General features: G+C 47.7%; 11 protein-coding genes. 5 read left to right on the top strand and 6 right to left on the bottom strand.

Annotation, left to right across the window (positions count from 1 at the left end; all coding sequences use genetic code 11):
• Positions 1 to 89 precede the first annotated feature (89 nt).
• Positions 90 to 1445: an amino-acid N-acetyltransferase gene (argA, locus tag LRP50_RS18915; protein ID WP_274166012.1), complete on the top strand. Its 1356-nt coding sequence runs from the start codon at positions 90 to 92 to the stop codon at positions 1443 to 1445.
• Here argA and recD read toward each other — a convergent pair.
• Together recD and recB are read right to left on the bottom strand one after the other, a co-directional pair.
• Positions 1411 to 3408 carry an exodeoxyribonuclease V subunit alpha gene (gene recD / locus LRP50_RS18910; RefSeq protein ID WP_274166011.1) on the bottom strand — a complete coding sequence of 666 codons (1998 nt, stop codon included), beginning with the start codon at positions 3406 to 3408 and terminating at the stop codon, positions 1411 to 1413. The genes argA and recD overlap by 35 nt on opposite strands.
• The gene (recB, locus tag LRP50_RS18905) at positions 3395 to 6952 is read right to left on the bottom strand and encodes an exodeoxyribonuclease V subunit beta (protein ID WP_274166010.1); all 3558 of its coding nucleotides are present in this window, start codon (positions 6950 to 6952) and stop codon (positions 3395 to 3397) included. Before recB ends, recD begins: the two co-directional genes overlap by 14 nt.
• Before the next feature lie 259 nt (positions 6953 to 7211).
• Here recB and LRP50_RS18900 point away from each other — a divergent pair, with 259 nt between their 5' ends.
• The gene (locus LRP50_RS18900; protein WP_274166009.1) at positions 7212 to 8825 is read left to right on the top strand and encodes a methyl-accepting chemotaxis protein; all 1614 of its coding nucleotides are present in this window, start codon (positions 7212 to 7214) and stop codon (positions 8823 to 8825) included.
• Positions 8826 to 8879: 54 nt separating this feature from the next.
• Here LRP50_RS18900 and recC read toward each other — a convergent pair whose 3' ends face one another.
• Together recC and LRP50_RS18890 are read right to left on the bottom strand one after the other, a co-directional pair.
• Positions 8880 to 12275 (bottom strand): exodeoxyribonuclease V subunit gamma, encoded by a 3396-nt coding sequence (gene recC, locus LRP50_RS18895; RefSeq protein ID WP_274166008.1) that lies wholly within the window; start codon positions 12273 to 12275, stop codon positions 8880 to 8882.
• 123 nt (positions 12276 to 12398) lie between these two features.
• Entirely contained in the window at positions 12399 to 13355 is a 957-nt protein-coding gene (locus LRP50_RS18890; protein ID WP_476397365.1) for an SLAC1 family transporter, read from the bottom strand.
• Positions 13356 to 13462: 107 nt separating this feature from the next.
• On the opposite strand from LRP50_RS18890, the gene LRP50_RS18885 reads away from it, so the two are divergent.
• A complete protein-coding gene (locus LRP50_RS18885; RefSeq protein WP_274166007.1) occupies positions 13463 to 14371 on the top strand; it encodes a LysR substrate-binding domain-containing protein in 909 nt (302 codons plus the stop codon).
• A gap of 49 nt (positions 14372 to 14420) precedes the next feature.
• On the opposite strand, the gene LRP50_RS18880 is transcribed toward LRP50_RS18885, so the two are convergent.
• Entirely contained in the window at positions 14421 to 15107 is a 687-nt protein-coding gene (locus tag LRP50_RS18880; RefSeq protein WP_274166071.1) for a DNA-3-methyladenine glycosylase I, read from the bottom strand.
• Positions 15108 to 15188: 81 nt separating this feature from the next.
• Between LRP50_RS18880 and LRP50_RS18875 the strand changes: the two genes are divergently transcribed.
• Positions 15189 to 15485: a YebG family protein gene (locus LRP50_RS18875; protein WP_274166006.1), complete on the top strand. Its 297-nt coding sequence runs from the start codon at positions 15189 to 15191 to the stop codon at positions 15483 to 15485.
• 227 nt (positions 15486 to 15712) lie between these two features.
• Positions 15713 to 16744, top strand: coding sequence for a 2,3,4,5-tetrahydropyridine-2,6-dicarboxylate N-succinyltransferase (gene dapD, locus LRP50_RS18870; protein WP_274166005.1), 1032 nt, complete (start codon positions 15713 to 15715; stop codon positions 16742 to 16744).
• Between the two features lie 71 nt (positions 16745 to 16815).
• Here the strand turns inward: dapD and LRP50_RS18865 are convergent, their stop codons facing one another.
• Positions 16816 to 17178, bottom strand: a complete 363-nt coding sequence (locus LRP50_RS18865; protein WP_274166004.1) for a DUF2799 domain-containing protein — start codon at positions 17176 to 17178, stop codon at positions 16816 to 16818.
• Positions 17179 to 17343 lie beyond the last annotated feature (165 nt).

Here is a 17343-nt window from a genome sequence, read left to right as displayed (position 1 = left end):
ATAGTTTGAAGGCGTATCACTCCACTTGCCAAGACAAGAATAGTTAGTCACAATTGAAGCATATAAAATCATAATAATGGAGTAAGGTGTTGAAACTTCGTAGTACAGCACTTGTAAATGGATTTAGGCAGTCAGCGCCTTATGTGAACGCACACCAAAATAAAACCATTGTCATCATGTTGGGTGGTGAAGCGATCGCGGACAGCAACTTTGGCAACATCGTCAATGATATTGCACTTCTCAACAGCCTTGGTCTCCGCCTTGTTTTGGTATATGGTGCGCGCCCTCAAATTAGCCAACAATTAGAAAAACAAGGGCTAGAAACGCCGTATCATAATAGTGTACGAGTCACAGATTCTGCATCGCTTGAGGTCGTAAAACAGGCGGCAGGACAATTACAACTCGATATCACTGCCCGCCTTTCCATGAGCTTAAACAACACGCCCATGGCAGGAGCACAAATCAACGTCGTGAGTGGAAACTTTGTCATCGCTCAGCCCCTGGGGATTGATGACGGTATCGATTTTTGCCACAGCGGTCGGATCCGCAGGATCGACATCGAAGGGATCCATCGCCAACTCGATCAACGTGCCATCGTATTATTAGGGCCCGTTGCCAGCTCTGTCACTGGCGAATGCTTTAACCTCACCTCTGAAGAAATTGCCACTCAACTCGCCATTCGGCTCAATGCGGACAAACTGATTGGTTTCTGTTCGTTGCAAGGTGTGATAGGTCCTAATGGCAATGTCTTGTCTGAGCTATTTCCCCATCAAGTGGAAGAAATACTGCAACAACGTGAATTAGCAGGAGATACACAATCAGGCACGGTTCGATTCTTACGCGGCGCGACAGCTGCATGCCGTTCAGGCGTGCCAAGAAGTCACTTACTGAGTTACAAAGTGGACGGTTCGTTGATCCAAGAACTGTTCTCGATTGAAGGGATAGGGACCCAAATTGTTACTGAAAGCGCAGAGCGCATTCGCCAAGCCACCATCGATGACATTGGAGGGATATTAGATCTCATCCGCCCGCTGGAAGAACAAGGTATATTGGTGCGCCGTTCTCGTGAACAGCTTGAACAAGAAATTCCCCGCTTTACTGTCATTGAGCGAGATGACCGAATCATAGGTTGCGCAGCCATTTACGCCTACCCAGAGTCCCAGAGTGCGGAAATGGCCTGTGTGGCTGTTCATCCCGAATATCGCGATAGCGAGCGAGGAACGCGTTTGCTGCAATACATAAAACACCAAGCATTGCAGGACGGATTAGAAACCATTTTTGTGCTCACGACACGCAGTATCCACTGGTTCCGTGAGCACGGTTTTGAGGAAGCCGACGTTAGCGCGTTACCTGATGCGAAGCAGCAACTCTATAACCTGCAACGCCGCTCAAAGGTGCTCACGCTTGACCTTAACGATCACGTAATGCGTCTGCCAGCCCACTAAACCTCTGCGTTTTACGTCGTATTGCCCGCGTCAAACTGGCGCGGGTGGTATAAACGTCTAACCGAGATTTAGCGCGCGTAACACCGGTATACACTAACTCTCTCGTCATCACTGGCGTCGGTGTCGGCGGCAAAACCAAAAGCGTGTGATTGAATTCAGACCCCTGTGATTTGTGAATCGTCATCGCGTAAGCGGTTTGATGCTCAGGCAAGCGGCTGGGCAAGAACGCCTTCACCGTCCCGTCGGACATTTCAAATACCACACGCAATCCATCTTCGTGTTTCACCACAATGCCGATATCACCATTGTATAGCCCAAGTCCGTGATCGTTTTGCGTCACCATAACAGGCCTTCCGGAATAGAACGCTTCCTCACCCGGCGAAATTAAGCGCTTGGCTGACAGTGCCTTTTCAATGGCAGTATTCAGCCCTTTTACGCCAAACGGCCCATCTGACAGCGCGCACAGCAACCTCACATTAGAGAAGTGGCGCAGTATCTGTCTGTGTTCTTCTCCGGCTAGTAACGCATTGAGATAATCACTGTAACCTTCGACAGCCTGCGCGATAGCATGACCATAAACGTCGCCATCTAAGTCGTGCAACGCAATATCTGAAAAACCTTGTTTCAGTACGTTTTCCACTTGATGAGGGTTACCCGCATTAATGGCGTAAGCCAACTGACCAACACCGGATCGCGCGTGGAATCGATAGCTCTTTTTCAGCAAACACACACCGTCAGATACCGCCGGTACGTTCTCGTGCCCCTGCAATGCAAATCCGGTGAGTGAAGACAACTGTGCCGCACGCTCAGGGCTATACCCAATCTCTGCGCCATCACAAATATCACCCAATACGGCACCTGCCTCAACAGAGGCCAACTGATCGCGATCGCCCAGCAAAATAACCCGAGCATGATTGGGTAACGCTGACAACAATCGCGCCATTAAAGGCAAATCGACCATCGACGCTTCATCGACCACCAGCACATCAAGGTGAAGGCGATTTCCTTCATGATGTCGAAATTCGACGCGATGAGGAATGGCACCAAGCAAACGGTGAATCGTTGAGGCTTGTGCTGGAATTTTCTCGCGAATACTCGCCTCGACAGGCAGAGCCGCCACAGCCTGACCAATGGACTCAGTGAGACGGTTTGCCGCTTTTCCGGTGGGTGCCACCAGCTTAATGTCCAACCCCGTCGCTTTATCACTACTGCTGACCAGTGCCGCCAGCAATTTGGCTACCGTGGTGGTTTTCCCTGTACCTGGGCCACCTGATATCACGGTAAATCCGTAGCTCAAAGCAACGGCTGCCGCGACTTTCTGCCAATTCAAACGAGCATGATCAGGAACAAGAGACAAAATGGCATTGTGGTTTGCGCCCGATGCAACCAAGGCGCTAATGGCATCAATATCAACGAGATTAGCATCTATAATATCGAAGAAATCCACCAACTTTTGCGCACGTTCTTCCTGAGGCCATAATGGAAACTGAGCTTTCAAGAAGCTAATGTCAGGGGTAAATAACGTGTCCAACAATTGGCGAGTTTGATCAGGGAGCACAAGCGCATCAACGCGCTTGCTAATTTCAGCAACAACGCGTTGTTCAGCAGCCCAATAGCGATGCAAATAAAGCCTAGAGCCATTCAGAACCAGTGGTGTCGCTTTCGCCCCAGTTCCCACGACAGGGCTCTGCGTCATTGCGGATAGTGCTTGTTCAGGTTGAAGCAAGGCTGCGACTCGCGCAGATTCTGCCGCAGGCAAATCGAACAATCTTGTAGGGTCTATGGTCGCGAGATCCACACACACATTGCCTTTGCCTAATTCAAAGCTCACCAATGCCGCCCAGCCTGAAATCGAGGCATCGTGATCTGCTAGCTGATCTGCAATAAAGCACGCGAACTGGCGATCTATCGCTCGAATAATGCCTCGCTTATACAAGGCTTGTAGCATTTCACTCATCGCCATTTGAGCTATCTCCGTTGGTAAACAGCACATCTAACCCGTCGATCAGTGAGTAAGAAGGTTTGGTAAAGAAAATGCCATGGCGCGTATCGGCTTCAATACCTCGCACAAACAAGTAGTACACACCGCCAAAGTGGCGTTCAAAATCGTAATTAGCAATCCGTTGACGAAGAAATCGATGCAGAGCCAGCGAATATATCTGGTACTGAAAATCGTATCGATGATCGATCATGGCTTGATTCAACGCTGCTTCGGTGTAATCCGCTGGCGAATCCCCCAAGTAATTGGATTTCCAATCGAGCACGTAGTATCGCCCTTGCCAACAAAACACGAGGTCAATAAAGCCTTTAAGCATGCCGCTTGCGGTATCAAACCCTAAGTCAGAGGCTTGAGCCGATAAAGGATCATGAGTTTGTATCAAACGATTGACTCGACCACACTGCAATCGCTCAACGGGCATGACGAACTCCATCTCGGTTAAGCGAGCTGGCGCATCAATCAGAGACAGGGTTAACTCTTGTTCTCCTAGCGACTGTGCCACCACGTCTGTGAGTAGACGCTGCAATACGGGAACCCATGCCTCGTCATAGTTTTCGAGTGCTAGCGCATGGCGGATCATGTCTGCTACCTCGTCGCTGTACATGTCCTCGCCAAAATCGACATTTTCAAACAATGTGTGCAAAAACGTACCGGGACGCGCACCCCGGGGAAATTGGAAAATAGAACCATATTGGTCGATCGGCTCTTCATCTTCATGACGCTCATCTGCGGCATCAATGTCAAAAGCGGGCAAGTCAGGCAATGCCGAACTGTGGCCCTGTTTCACCAGCCCTGAGTAACTGGTCAAACGCCAATCTCTTCGAATGGTACCTTTGAAATGCTTGGCTGCAATGATGTCATCTTTGTGCTCGAGCACGGCAAGCTTGCCTGTGTCCGCAGGCGGTTCTACCACCGAAAACTGTGGCAGTTCTTCAACCAGCGCCGCCACAGAGGAATGCAGCGTATCTGCATCTCCCGCTTCGCCTTGTTGAATCAAGTAACCCAATGCCGACTTATGCAGCCCTGTATCACCCGTGGATTTACGGCCATCTTTTAGCGGCGCTAATCCAATGAAGCAACAGTAAACGGCTCGAGTCAATGCCACGTAAATTAAACGCAGATCTTCAGCTAGACGCTCTTTGTCGGCCAACTCAATGGCAGGTTCAGGATTCGACAGCGCCAAAGTGGGCGTATTCTCATCATCGTGGAAGAATGGTCGATCTGACGGTCTAAAGTTGCACGCAAAAGGCAGATACACCAAATCGTATTCCAAACCTTTTGATTTGTGAATGGTGACTATCTGCACCAAGTCACGTTCAGATTCCAAGCGCACTTGCTGCTCTTCACTGTTGCCGTTTGGCGTGTCGATGTGATCAGCAAGCCAGCGGATCACTGCGTGATGACTATCAAGGGTTTGACTGGCCTGTTGTAACAATTCACCAAGGTGAAGCAAATCAGTCAGTGAGCGCTCACCCTCTTCTTCCAGTAACAATCGCTCTGCAATGCCGCGTCGCTGCATCATCTGACGTAACATGGGCAATATGCCACGAGAAAACCACACTGACTGATAGGTAGAAAACTCAATCACCGCTCTCTCCCATGCTTTTTCATCATGGTTAAGTGAATCAAGTTCTGTCGCTGTCAGCGCAAACAATCCACTCGCCAGCGCTGCTCGAAGTGCTCGTTCATTATCAGGCGACAGCACCGCCGCCAATAGCCGTTGTAAATCGGCAGCTAGGGCGCTTGAAAACACGCTACTGCGATTGGACAAATAGACCGACGCAATACCTTGTCTTGCCAAGGCTTGTTTGACTTTCGCCGCTTCACTACCCGTTCTCACCAACACGGCGATGTCACTGGCCTGAACCGCTTTTCTGTTTTCACCTTTGCAAAAATGCGCACGATCTTCATCACCCGCACTCAGAATTTCGCGAATGCTGGTTGCCGTGGCCAAAGCCATCGTGGCTTCGTAATCATTCTTACTCACTAAGTCACGCGCTTCTGGTAACCAAAACGTCAGCGCTGCTTGTGGCGAATCATCCAAGTGCCAATGTTTCTGGTCCGCACCCGGAGCATGGTCAACCGCGATAAACGGAATGTCATTGTCATAAATGAATGGGGCATTCGCATGAGCAAAAACACGATTCACAGCTGCGACCATGTTGGCAGTTGAACGCCAGTTAGTGCCCAGATTGTAGTGATCAGCGATTTGTCGACGCGCATGAATGTAGGTAAATATATCTGCACCGCGAAACGCGTAAATTGCCTGCTTTGGGTCGCCGATCATAAACAGGCCACATTGAGGCGCATCAGCATAAATATCACTGAAAATTTGATATTGCTGAGGGTCGGTATCTTGAAATTCATCAATCATAGCAACAGGAAACAAAGTACGAATCCGTTCCGCCAAGACCCCTTCGCTGTCTTGAACTAACGCCTCTGACAATTGTGATAACAAGTCGTCAAACGATAGCCAACCAAAACGTCTTTTCTCTTTCGCCAGCAATAAACGCACTTCACGAATCGCATGCGCCGTTAAGGCATCTTTCAGTGTTGGAGGAGACGCAAGCAATACATCAATCGCCTCAAACACCGTGTGGGTCGGTACTGTCCCTTTTTTGGTTTTTTCACTCAGCATGGATGCAGAGAAGCGAGACAAATTGTCCGGAAGATCATAGTCCTGCGTTTTCACCTGAGCCCATGCGCCAACTTCACCGAGCCAATTCGGTAAGGAGCGCTTGCTATAGCTGCGTTTGTCCACGCCTGAGCCTGAAATTAGCGCTTCCAGATCTGCGCTGGCTTCTCGCCATTGCGCTTTAACGTTCTCGATACGGGCAAGATTGTCTTTGTGCAATTCAGCGAGATCGTCAGGCATATCTGGGGCTTGAATACTGACCAGAGGCCCAGACAAGTACACGCTAATATCGTGTAACAACGCGAGCGGTGCTCCCCAATAACTGCGCACAACACCTGCTAATGACTTAGGTAACGGATAGAACTGACGTCGCCAGAAATCTGAAACAGCGCGCTCTCGCAGCGTTGATTCATCGGTAATAAATTCATTGCTAAACAAACTGCCGGACTCAAACGCATTCTGCGTCAACATACGCTGACAAAAACCATGAATGGTATATATCGCGGCTTCATCCATTTGACGCTCTGCCTGCAACAGTAATTGCTCAGCATGTTTATGATCCGGAACCTCTTCAAGTAATGGCGCTATCACTGGGTCATGACTCTCACCACGGCTAAATGCAAGGCGTGCATCATGGATACGTGCTCGGATACGGTCGCGCAACTCTTGCGTAGCCGCTTCCGTAAAGGTAACCACCAGAATTTTATCAACAGTTAAGGGGGTTTCATGTGCCGACGTATCCGTGCCATGCCCTAGCAACAAACGAAGGTATAAGCCAGCAATGGTGAACGTTTTCCCTGTACCCGCAGAGGCTTCGATTAATCGATGACCAAAAAGCGGAAATGACATGGGATGAAGAGGTTGGGTTGGCATGAAATGTCGACTCAAGTGAGAGGAATAATCAGATTTTATCAAGTATGAGCGTGATTGTAAGTGAAATGACAATGCAGACTTTACTGACATCAAGGTTTTAAAATTTAGGCATACTACGCGCAGAAAAAAATGTATGCGATACAACTCACAATATAACCACTCTCATCCCAAGCGCATCTATTGATACACCACTCAAATTAGGCCACCCTTAATGTTTCATATTTGTTATATCACACACATAAATTGAGCCTTTTTTAGTATGAAGTTTGTTACAAACCTTACATTTAGAAATAAGTTGCTGCTTATTGTCGGAATTTCAGTGATTAGCATTATTCTACTTACCGCTTTTCAAGTGCGAAATTTGCACCATGACCTTCTCCAAGAGAGAAAAGGAAACTTGATGCAGACCATTGATATTGCTTGGCAAATCGTCGACAAGCACTATCAAGAAGATGCGTCGAAAGAAGGGCTAAAAAGTGCGATGGCAGCATTGCAGCCCTTACGTTTTGGATCCGATGGCTACTACTTTGTCGTCGACGAAAAAGGCTCAATGCTTGCTGGTTCAAAAAGCTGGATTGGGCGCGATTTCAACACATTCCGCGACAGTAACGGCAGCGCAGTACTTCGTAACATGCGACAGGCTGCACAGCCGTCAGATGGCGGATTTAGTAGTTACTGGTTTGCAAAACCAGGCGGCAATACAGCGATTGAAAAAGTCAGTGCCATAAAACGCCACGCACCTTGGGGGCTTCTGATCGGTACTGGCATTTATATCGACGATCTTGAAGCTTTGGTTTGGCAAGAAGCAGGAAAATCGGCACTGGTGGCGGCTTCGTTCACTTTGATACTCATCATATTGGCGACTGCGCTATCACGCATGCTGGTGACATCCATTCGTGAAATCCAGCGAGCCTTAAGCGCCGTAGCGGAAGGTGATCTCACCGCGAGAGCCGACGTCAACAGCGAAGACGAACTCGGCGAAATGGCACGTAACCTCAACGATGCTTGCCAGCAACTGCAGACCTTATTGGCTAACGTGGACACCACACTCCACCAGCTCGATAGCGACAGCAATACCATGGCAAATTTGGCTAACCGTTCAACGGACGGCATTCGTACTCAAAGCCAAGAATTAGACTTGGTAGCAAGTGCGATGGAAGAGATGTCATCGGCTATCAAAGAAGTCGAGGCCAGCACGCTGACGGCGCAAAATAGCACGCGTCACTCACGCGTTCTGGTAGGCGAAGCCGAGAATGCACTGTCTGTCTCTCTTAACAAGTTTGAAGAAGTTAACCGCGATGTGATTGATGCAGAGCGAAACATTCGCGAACTTGCTGCATCTAGCGACCAAATCAGTGATGTTGTTACTGTGATCAATGACATTTCAGAGCAAACCAATTTACTGGCATTGAATGCCGCCATTGAAGCTGCCCGCGCGGGCAGTGCAGGTCGTGGATTTGCTGTAGTGGCGGATGAAGTCAGAAAGCTCGCACACTCAACCAAAGAGTCCACCACTCAAATCAATGCCATCATTGAGAAGCTACAAGAGCGCGCTCAGATAGCTGCGAAAATCATGAGTAGCGGCACAGACAAAACGGCCCAAAGCCTTGATCACGCTCGCCAAGCAAAAACACAACTGACCTCATTGGCAGACTTGATTAATGATTTGGAGCAGCTAAACACGGCCGTCGCGACATCAACATCTCAACAAGCAAGTGCATCTTCGGAAGTCGCTCGTAGCGTTGTGAACGTTAGCGACATTTCACACAACAACCGCGATGCCAGTGAAGAAACCCTCGCACTCAGCGACAAAGTAAAATCACTAAGTGATACAGGCCGCAGCCAACTATCTAAGTTCAATATTACTGCTTAAAAAGCCTTGCGCAGTTAACCGCACAAGGCAAAAGAGAAGACTGATGAGAAATTATCAGTCTTCTTTTTTTTCGGCTCTTATAGCGGGAAGGAGTACTTGTTGCCCCCATGAGAGAACATCGCTCAGCAACTGCTCATCCGCTTGTGGCCACACTCGCATCACGTACGTATTCTCGCCTTCACCTGTTGTCATGTAACCACTATCAAACGCTGCACGCATTTTGATTTTGGCTTTTTCCCACGTCACATCATCATCAGACCAATTGCCAGCTTTATCCATACTCGCCAATAGTCCTGCAAGTGCGGTATTCGGCAAATAAGGAAGAGGCCGCTCAGTGCCTAAGTAATACTGTTCAAGGTAAAAGCTCAAATAGCTCAAAGCTTCATTGGCATCAATGGACGTTAATACGACGTCTTCATCAACCCCTATAAAATGCGTTTCGCTTTTATCACCCGCAGCACATTGGCAAAGATGATCGATCCACGCAGCCAGTCTGTCTCGCGCACGGATTTTCCCGCTTCGAAACAGCACTCGTCCAGCGCGATAACGTTCATCAAGCCAACCTTGTAATAATACCGTACCGCGAGAAGTTGGAATCGACAGGTTTATTTCGAGTGGTTGACGACGTTCTGAAAAATGCGGTTTTAATCTGTCGTATAACCCAAGGATGCTGGCTTGTTCACTTTCTAACGTCAGCTCACCAAAGTGACTCAATGGAAGCGTCCCGCTGGCTTTTTGATGTTGATAGAAGTCTGTTAGTGATTGCTCACTGTTGCCGTATTCAATGATGTGAGACAGCAGAGCATCGCGCAATTTATAACGCTCGAGGTTATCCAATGAAAACGGCTCGGCATCTTCCATTGCACCGTCAGGCGCTTCGAAAAAGACTTTCAATCGACGATTGAAGAAGTACTGCACGGGCAAACGCCAAAAACGCTGGAGTTCAGCTAATTCAACAATGCGGGCATCATCTCCACTTTCAGCAACCAAATCTTCGGTCCCCAAGAAAGGGGCAGCAAGCTCACCTTCACCTTTTGCAGCGGGGAGCCACTCTGACGCATAGCTTTGTCTGTCCCCTTCAAACGCGAGGCGACTGAACGGAACCAAAGGGTTGTGATGAACCAAATGCTCAATGAGGTTTTCGCCCGACGCATGTTCAGGCAACGCATTGTCACTCTGTAAACAATAACCCTGTCGACAGTAATCAAGTAGTTCAGTGATCAACACCGACGGTACTTTTACGGAGTTATCTTGCACTGAACGTCCAACATAGCTGATGTATAAACGCTGCTGCGCCGACTGAAGTGCTTCAAGGAACAGGTAGCGGTCATCATCACGTCGAGATCGGTCGCCAGGTCGCGTTCGCCCCGCCATTAAATCAAACCCGACAGGCGCAATCGTCCTTGGGTAATCGCCATCATTCATGCCTAGAAGGCAAACCACATTAAATGGGATAGAACGCATTGGCATCAAGGTACAGAAGTTCACCTGACCGGCAAGAAAACGCTGACTAACACGCTCTCCGCCCAATTTTTCTTTCAAATAATCACGAACAATGGCCAAAGAAAGCGGTTGAAAAAAACTCGCATCATCGAGTTGAGTTAGCCAATTATCGAGCTGATCACGTATCAGCTTTCCTGCAAGCTCTTCGTCGGTGTCCAGTGCAAACATATCATCAAACAATGCGGTCAATGTAGCGACCCAGTCTTGCCCAATTTGAGCCTGACTCAGCGCGGCTTGTGCACCATTAAGAACACGGAAGAATTCGCCCAACTTACCCGCGACATCGGCTTCTAATCCCTGTACCTCATCATAGGCAAGCACATCATTGTACAAGCCGCGATCACTTGGCATGGCATAGCCAAGCAGCATCCGATTCAAACCAAATTGCCACGTATTTTGATGCTGGTGGGGAAGCGAAAAATGAGTGGCAGTATCGTCATCAAGCCCCCAGCGAATGCCCGCTTCTTCTACCCAAAACTTCACTTTTTCAAATTGACGGTTATCAAAACCAAAACGGCGTAGGACAGAAGGTACTTCAAGGATTTCCAACAAGTCTGCAGCGCTGCACCGACTATCAGGCAAACTCAGCAATCGCAAAAATGTGGTAAGAATTGGGCTTTCCTGATCGGCACTGCGGTCAGAGATAGAGAAAGGAATGTAGCGCTCACCCGGCGCATTACCAAACACTGCTTGAATCGCTGGGCTATAAGCATTGATATCGGCCACCATCACCACGATATCACGAGGGGTTAGCGAGGGTTCAGACTCCAACATATCAAGCAGTCGATCGTGAAGGACTTCGACTTCTCGCATCGGGCTATGACAGACTTCAATGGTGAGCGAACGGTCATCCGGCGAAATTGACTGCTTACTCTCACTGGTCGAGGTTTCTTGAATATCACCCTGCTCTATCAAATCCAGAATGTCTGCCTGAATATTCTGAAGCAAGCTTTCACGTTGAATATCAACAAAGCCCTGATCGACCTCTTGGCATTGAAGCTCAGAAATCAACAGCAGATTGTCTCGTCCTAGTTTGCCCATTGATGCCAACAAACTGTTGCCCACTTCCGCTGCAGCATCTCCACCGCCAAACGCCAAAGAAAACTGCGCAGGCTCATCACCTGTATTGATCCGGCTAACTCGACTCTCCATTGCCGCATCACGTTTAGCTAAGTAGCGCTTGTCTCGAATGTCTCCCCAGTAATAACGACAGGGGTTGGTAAACATGTAATGCACATCGATGTGCTGCCCCAGGGCTTTCAGTGCATCCAAGTAGCGCGGCGGCAACGCCGAAATTCCAAACACAAAAACGCGTTCAATACCGGCCAATCCATCAGGTTTAGTCACATGGGATGACAATGTATCGATGAACTCTTCATACAGATTTGCACGGTGGAACGGTGACTGGCCCTGCTGTAGTGTGTAATCGTAAAGCGCCTGCCAAAGTTGAGGCTGCCAACTTTTCTCATCGGCAAGCTCAGGCACGGGTTGTTCATTCTCCCACGCTTTTATCCACTCAGGGCGATACACCAAATATTGGTCATAGATATCCGCAATTTTCCCCGCAAGTTGGTATAGCTTCTGTTCGTCGGTATCATCCTCAAGATAACGCTTAAGTTCATCGAAATCAGGCGTATCGAGCATGGACGGCAACACTTTCATGAGCTTCCATGTCATTGCTTCTTTATTGAAAAAGCTACGTTGAGGAACCCCTTCCAATAGATGCGTAAACATCTGCCAAATAAACGTAGCAGGCAGCGGAAATTCGATGTTAGCAACAATACCTTGCTCTTTAGCCATCTCTAGCTTTAGCCATTGGGCCATGCCAGGGCTTTGCACCAAAATGATTTCTTTTTGGAACGGATTTTCGAGCGGCTTCTGCTGAACGATAGCGACCAGCAGACTTTTCAGTAAGTCTACTTGGTTAGAGTGATAGACAGTGAACACGAGGCAAGACTCTTGAGAACATGATTGAACAGATTGTGGCGGAATGCTCTCAAGAGTGCAATTTTAGGGCATGGCACATGGGCGCAGAGTAAGAAAAAAGCCTGCGAGATGCAGGCTTTAAGGTTATGCGGCGACCGGTTGCTTCCATTGCAGCGAAATAAATCGTCGATAGTGCAGTGATACATAGAAAACAACAATCGTAGCCACAACCAATTCAACCAACGCAATCACTGAAATCTGATTGACGTATTGCGAAGCAACACCGATAGAGTCCATCCACGTCGCCGTCTTGTAAAGCGCAGTCGCACCAATCACCATAGGGAAGGTAAATGCTGCAAAACCCGGAGAGAATGGTAATCGCATCAACGAAACAAACGAGAGATAAATCACTGCGGTCATCAACAGCGCAATACCCAGCAAGACAGCAACAATCAACGGAGAGGGAGATTGGCTAACCGTTAAGTAGCCCGCCAATGAAAGGCTGGCAGGTGCTGCCATGATCGCGATCGTCGGCTTCGCCCCATCAGGGACTTCACCACAAAAAATGAGGCGATAAATCATTAACGGTAGTAATAGCGCGTAGGAACATAATCCAAACAACAAAATGGCATCGGCGATTGGTCGCAATGCGGGGTTACCGGAAAACGCCACATCGGCAACAACAAGACCCACAGGAGGTACAAACCAGCTTGGAACCATATGGCTCAAGGAGAATTTCTTAGCACGGTGATAGACAAATGAAGACAAAAAAATCACATGAGTGGCAACCGCTAACAACCAGAGCGAATCTCCGGCTACAGGAGACCATTTCCCCAAGGCATTGGAAACAATCATGACGCCCATGGCAAAGGTAGGAACAACGCTTCCCACTACAGGGTGTTGGAGATCAGCCCAAAGATTTTTAGGGTTAGACATAAACTTGAACGCAATAAGCAGCAGCATAACGCCACCAATAATGGCGCCAATAATTTGTGCCATTCCATCAAAATGACCCGCATTTTCCCAACTCCAGCCAAGGCTTGCTATTGCCAGAGCTAAACCAGCCATAGGAGTAGGAAGAAGATTTAAACGTCTACGCATCGTTCTGTCACATCGTTAGAAAAAAAGTGTATGACTTATGATAGAACGGTACTGTATTTTAATATATCTGAATATATTGAAACCTACATTCAGATATACTTAACCTTATGTCTGTATCTCTACGTCAATTACAAGTATTCGTTGCTGTTGCGCAGGAAAAAACCATTACTGCGGCTTCTGCGTTGCTATATCTGTCTAAACCCGCGGTAAGCATGGCGATCAGCGAGCTTGAAAAGCAAATCGGACACAACCTGTTTGAACGGATTAATAATCGTCTATTGATTAATGATCACGGCAGGCGCTTACTGCCGTTGGCAGATGAACTGCTCACCCGTAGCGACGAAATTCTAAAAGTCTTGGATACAACGGGAGAGTTAAGTGGTCACTTACGCATTGGCGCGAGTGATACGATAGGTAATCAGTTAGTCCCCTTCCTTCTGCGAGATTTTCGGAACCAAAGTAATCATATTGACCAAGAGCTTGTTATTTCCAATAGCCAAGCGGTCATCGATAAACTGACGGCATTTGAACTCGATATCGGTTTGATTGAAGGTCAAGGAGAGAATAAACATTTGCTTGGCAGTGACGACCTAGTGATGACACCTTGGCTATCAGACGAGATGTGTATCGCTTGTGCTATTGATCATCCTTTATCAGAAAGAAAAGCATACTCTCTGTTTGACTTAGAAAGTCACCCTTGGGTGTTGCGTGAAATTGGATCAGGAACACGGGAACACTTTCTTTCACGCATGGCACCTAGACTTGAGAACTGGACGATCGCTTTTGAACTTCGAACCACCGAAGCCATCATCAATTGCGCCGCAGCAGGACTCGGGCTCGCATATCTTTCCAAGCTTGCTGCAAGGCACGCAGTTGCAAATAACCGATTAAAGTTGATCGAAGTTCCACTCGATTTAAGGCGTCAATATTGGTTGGTTCGCCACAAAGACAAACATCTTTCGCCATTGCTAAATCGCTTCATCTCTTTCAGTGAGCAATGGCAGATATCAGACTAATCGAACGTGAGAAAGTGAACTCATTGCAGAGAACAACAAACACCGAAAGCTAGTGGCTATTATCACCCATGCTGTATGCAATGATCTGACTGATCTGACAAAGCGGACGCCCACTTTCTTGCTGCCAACGATTAAATGCTTCTTGAGCAGCTAGAAGAGATTTACGTGTATCACGTCCACCATCAATGATCTGATGTGCACGCAAATACGCCTCTACATCACCTGAGAGGATAAATGTGTCCTTACCCATCAACCTCAACGAGTAAGGCCCCGTATTACCGCCTAAACGGCTTCCGTGCTTTTTCAAGTAAGCCCATAAGCCTATGATGTCTGAGCTTGGCCACTGGGCCACAAACGCCGAAAAACTCCCGTGCTTGCGACAAGCATCTTGGATCATCTGTGCGTTATGGGGAATCGTCATCACTTTTCCAAGATGTCGGATAATGGCAGGATCTGTCGCCTTCTTTTGCCACATTTCTGGCGGGATCAAACACATTTTTTCGATATCAAATCCCCAGAAAACCTCTTCAAAATTAGGCCATTTATTTCTCACCACTTGCCAATTCATCCCTGATTGGAAAATCTTTTGGCTAAAGGTCGCTAACCAGCGATCATCAGGGATCTCTGACAATTCATCCAATGGTTTAGGATGAGACAAACGCTGTTCAAGAGCACTATTGCTGCCTTTTCTGGTAGCAGCGCGATAATAGATATCTGAGAATTTTTCCAATGTCATCACACTAATTACGGTTACACTAGACACGTATATTTACTCTACTGTATAAACAGACAGTAGACAATTAATGAGGGGTTAACCGTGGCCGTTATCGTCAAATATGTGGTTGAGCGCAATGGAGAAGAGAAGATGACTTTTACCTCTAAGGCGGAAGCTGATGCGTATGACAAAATGCTCGACATGGCTGATGAGCTGTTCGAACTGTTAGGTAAGAGCGACGTTGTTGCCGATGAAGGGCAACGCGAAGAGCTTTCTATGTTCTTAGCGCAAAATCGTGAAGATGTACTTTGCGCACTCGGTGCGAAACGCAAACCAGCACCAAAGCCAGCGAAAAAGAAAGCAGAAGCATCAAAAGAAGACGACGCCGAAGCAGCATAGTTGTTAAAAACGCTCCGAATAACGGGGCGTTTTTTATTTTGTCGTGATACTTATTTCGATCTATTTGTCGCGAAATCTACCCTGAGTGCATTTATCTGACGGATTCTAATTCTTCGCCCTTCAATCTTGCCGCCCTTCACTTTAATATGTCCCCAAGCAATCATTATTATTGACCGATCACTGCTCCTTCGCAGCGATCAGTAAAGAGACAAGGAGATATTCTCATCATGGCAAGTTTTGCTCTAGCGCTTGGCACCGCGACCAAAAATAAAGATGGCAAAATCATCGAATCGTTTTTTCCAACCCCAATCCTCAATCCTTCTGACGCATTAGTTGCCGCGCTGGCGAACATCGTCTCTTACAAAGAAGGTAATGGCGCTTTCGATGTACAAGCAAGTGACTGTGAAGCAATCGCAGCCGCATTTACTGTCGCTGACCAACAAGCTTCAGCTGCATTCGCAAACAAAGCGGCGTCATCAAGCCAACCTTTGGTTTTGGTGATCCTAGCTTCAGATGAGAAGCCAAGCAGCGTATCAGAAGGCTTCCTGAAGCTTCAGCTGATCTCTCAACGTCTCGCTAAGCCGCACACCATTGTGCTAGATGGAATTTTTGGTTTGCTGCATAACATTGCTTGGACCAACAAAGGTCCTATCGACTTGCCTGAGCTTGCTGATCGTCAAATCGAAGCTCGTTTGGCAGGTGAGAGCTTAACGGTCGATTGCGTCGACAAGTTCCCTAAAATGGTGGATTACATTGTCCCTGCAGGCGTTCGTATCGCCGATACCTCTCGCGTTCGCTTGGGTGCGCACGTGGGCGAAGGCACAACGGTGATGCATGAAGGTTTCATTAACTTCAATGCTGGCACCGAAGGTGTGAGCATGGTTGAAGGTCGCATTTCTGCAGGTGTTATGGTCGGCAATGGCAGCGATATCGGTGGCGGCGCATCCATCATGGGTACACTCAGCGGCGGTGGTCAACTAGTTATCTCAATTGGTGAAAACAGCCTATTGGGTGCAAACGCAGGCCTAGGTTTCCCACTAGGTGATCGTTGTACTATTGAATCAGGTTTGTATGTTACTGCAGGAACTAAAGTGACCATGCTTGACTCAAGCGGCACTGAAGTTGAAACCGTGAAAGCACGCGACCTTGCGGGCAAACCGGACCTTCTGTTCCGTCGCAACTCAGTGACCGGTAAGATTGAGTGTCTAACCAACAAATCTGCGGTAGAACTAAACGCCGAGCTTCACGCGAATAACTAAGCTCGCACTGGTAAACGGTGAATATAATAAGACCAGCATAGCTGGTCTTTTTTCTGCTTCAAATATGGAAATTAGAAGAACCTACCTGCTTCTAATCCAGCTTTCCAGTTGTCTTCATAAAGCCAGCCTTTAGGTGAGTCATCGATGCATACACTATTTCTCGGCTTACCAATAATACCCATGTGATAACCATTTTCTGGTTTACAGTATTCATGAGCATACGCTTCGTATACTGAGAGATAGAGTCTTTGCTGATCTGCATCAATAGCCCCCAAAGACGTCAGATCTTCGCTCGATCTCGCTTTACGGCCTGCTTCAACATCGTAATTTGCCAAACCCGACCAATTTTGTTCAGCTGAAAGTGAAGCTACATGCTTGCTAGCGCAGCCCGCCAAACTAAAGACTATGAACACACTGACTAAAATCAATCTCATGCATACCTCCTCACTAATCAGACATGCAGTATATCGCGTAAATCTGAATATAAGCCGTACGATTTCATAAGTTTTTGTTAATACGTGCAAACGCAAAAAAGCCCTGACCGTAAGGTCAGGGCTTTTTTAACTTTTTGCCTTCATCTTTTCTTAAAAAGACGAAAA

It is taken from the genome of Enterovibrio gelatinilyticus (genome assembly GCF_028683095.1).
Taxonomy (GTDB): Bacteria; Pseudomonadota; Gammaproteobacteria; order Enterobacterales; family Vibrionaceae; genus Enterovibrio; species Enterovibrio gelatinilyticus.
Note: the sequence above shows the minus strand (reverse complement) of the source record. Positions and strands in the feature narration are given on the sequence as shown.

Coding starts and splice junctions, on each gene's coding strand:
- recD (WP_274166011.1), bottom strand. CDS start 3,408: ATGGCGATGAGTGAAATGCTACAAGCCTTGTATAAGCGAGGCATTATT.
- recB (WP_274166010.1), bottom strand. CDS start 6,952: ATGCCAACCCAACCTCTTCATCCCATGTCATTTCCGCTTTTTGGTCAT.
- LRP50_RS18900 (WP_274166009.1), top strand. CDS start 7,212: ATGAAGTTTGTTACAAACCTTACATTTAGAAATAAGTTGCTGCTTATT.
- LRP50_RS18890 (WP_476397365.1), bottom strand. CDS start 13,355: ATGCGTAGACGTTTAAATCTTCTTCCTACTCCTATGGCTGGTTTAGCT.
- LRP50_RS18885 (WP_274166007.1), top strand. CDS start 13,463: ATGTCTGTATCTCTACGTCAATTACAAGTATTCGTTGCTGTTGCGCAG.
- LRP50_RS18880 (WP_274166071.1), bottom strand. CDS start 15,107: ATGACATTGGAAAAATTCTCAGATATCTATTATCGCGCTGCTACCAGA.
- dapD (WP_274166005.1), top strand. CDS start 15,713: ATGGCAAGTTTTGCTCTAGCGCTTGGCACCGCGACCAAAAATAAAGAT.
- LRP50_RS18865 (WP_274166004.1), bottom strand. CDS start 17,178: ATGAGATTGATTTTAGTCAGTGTGTTCATAGTCTTTAGTTTGGCGGGC.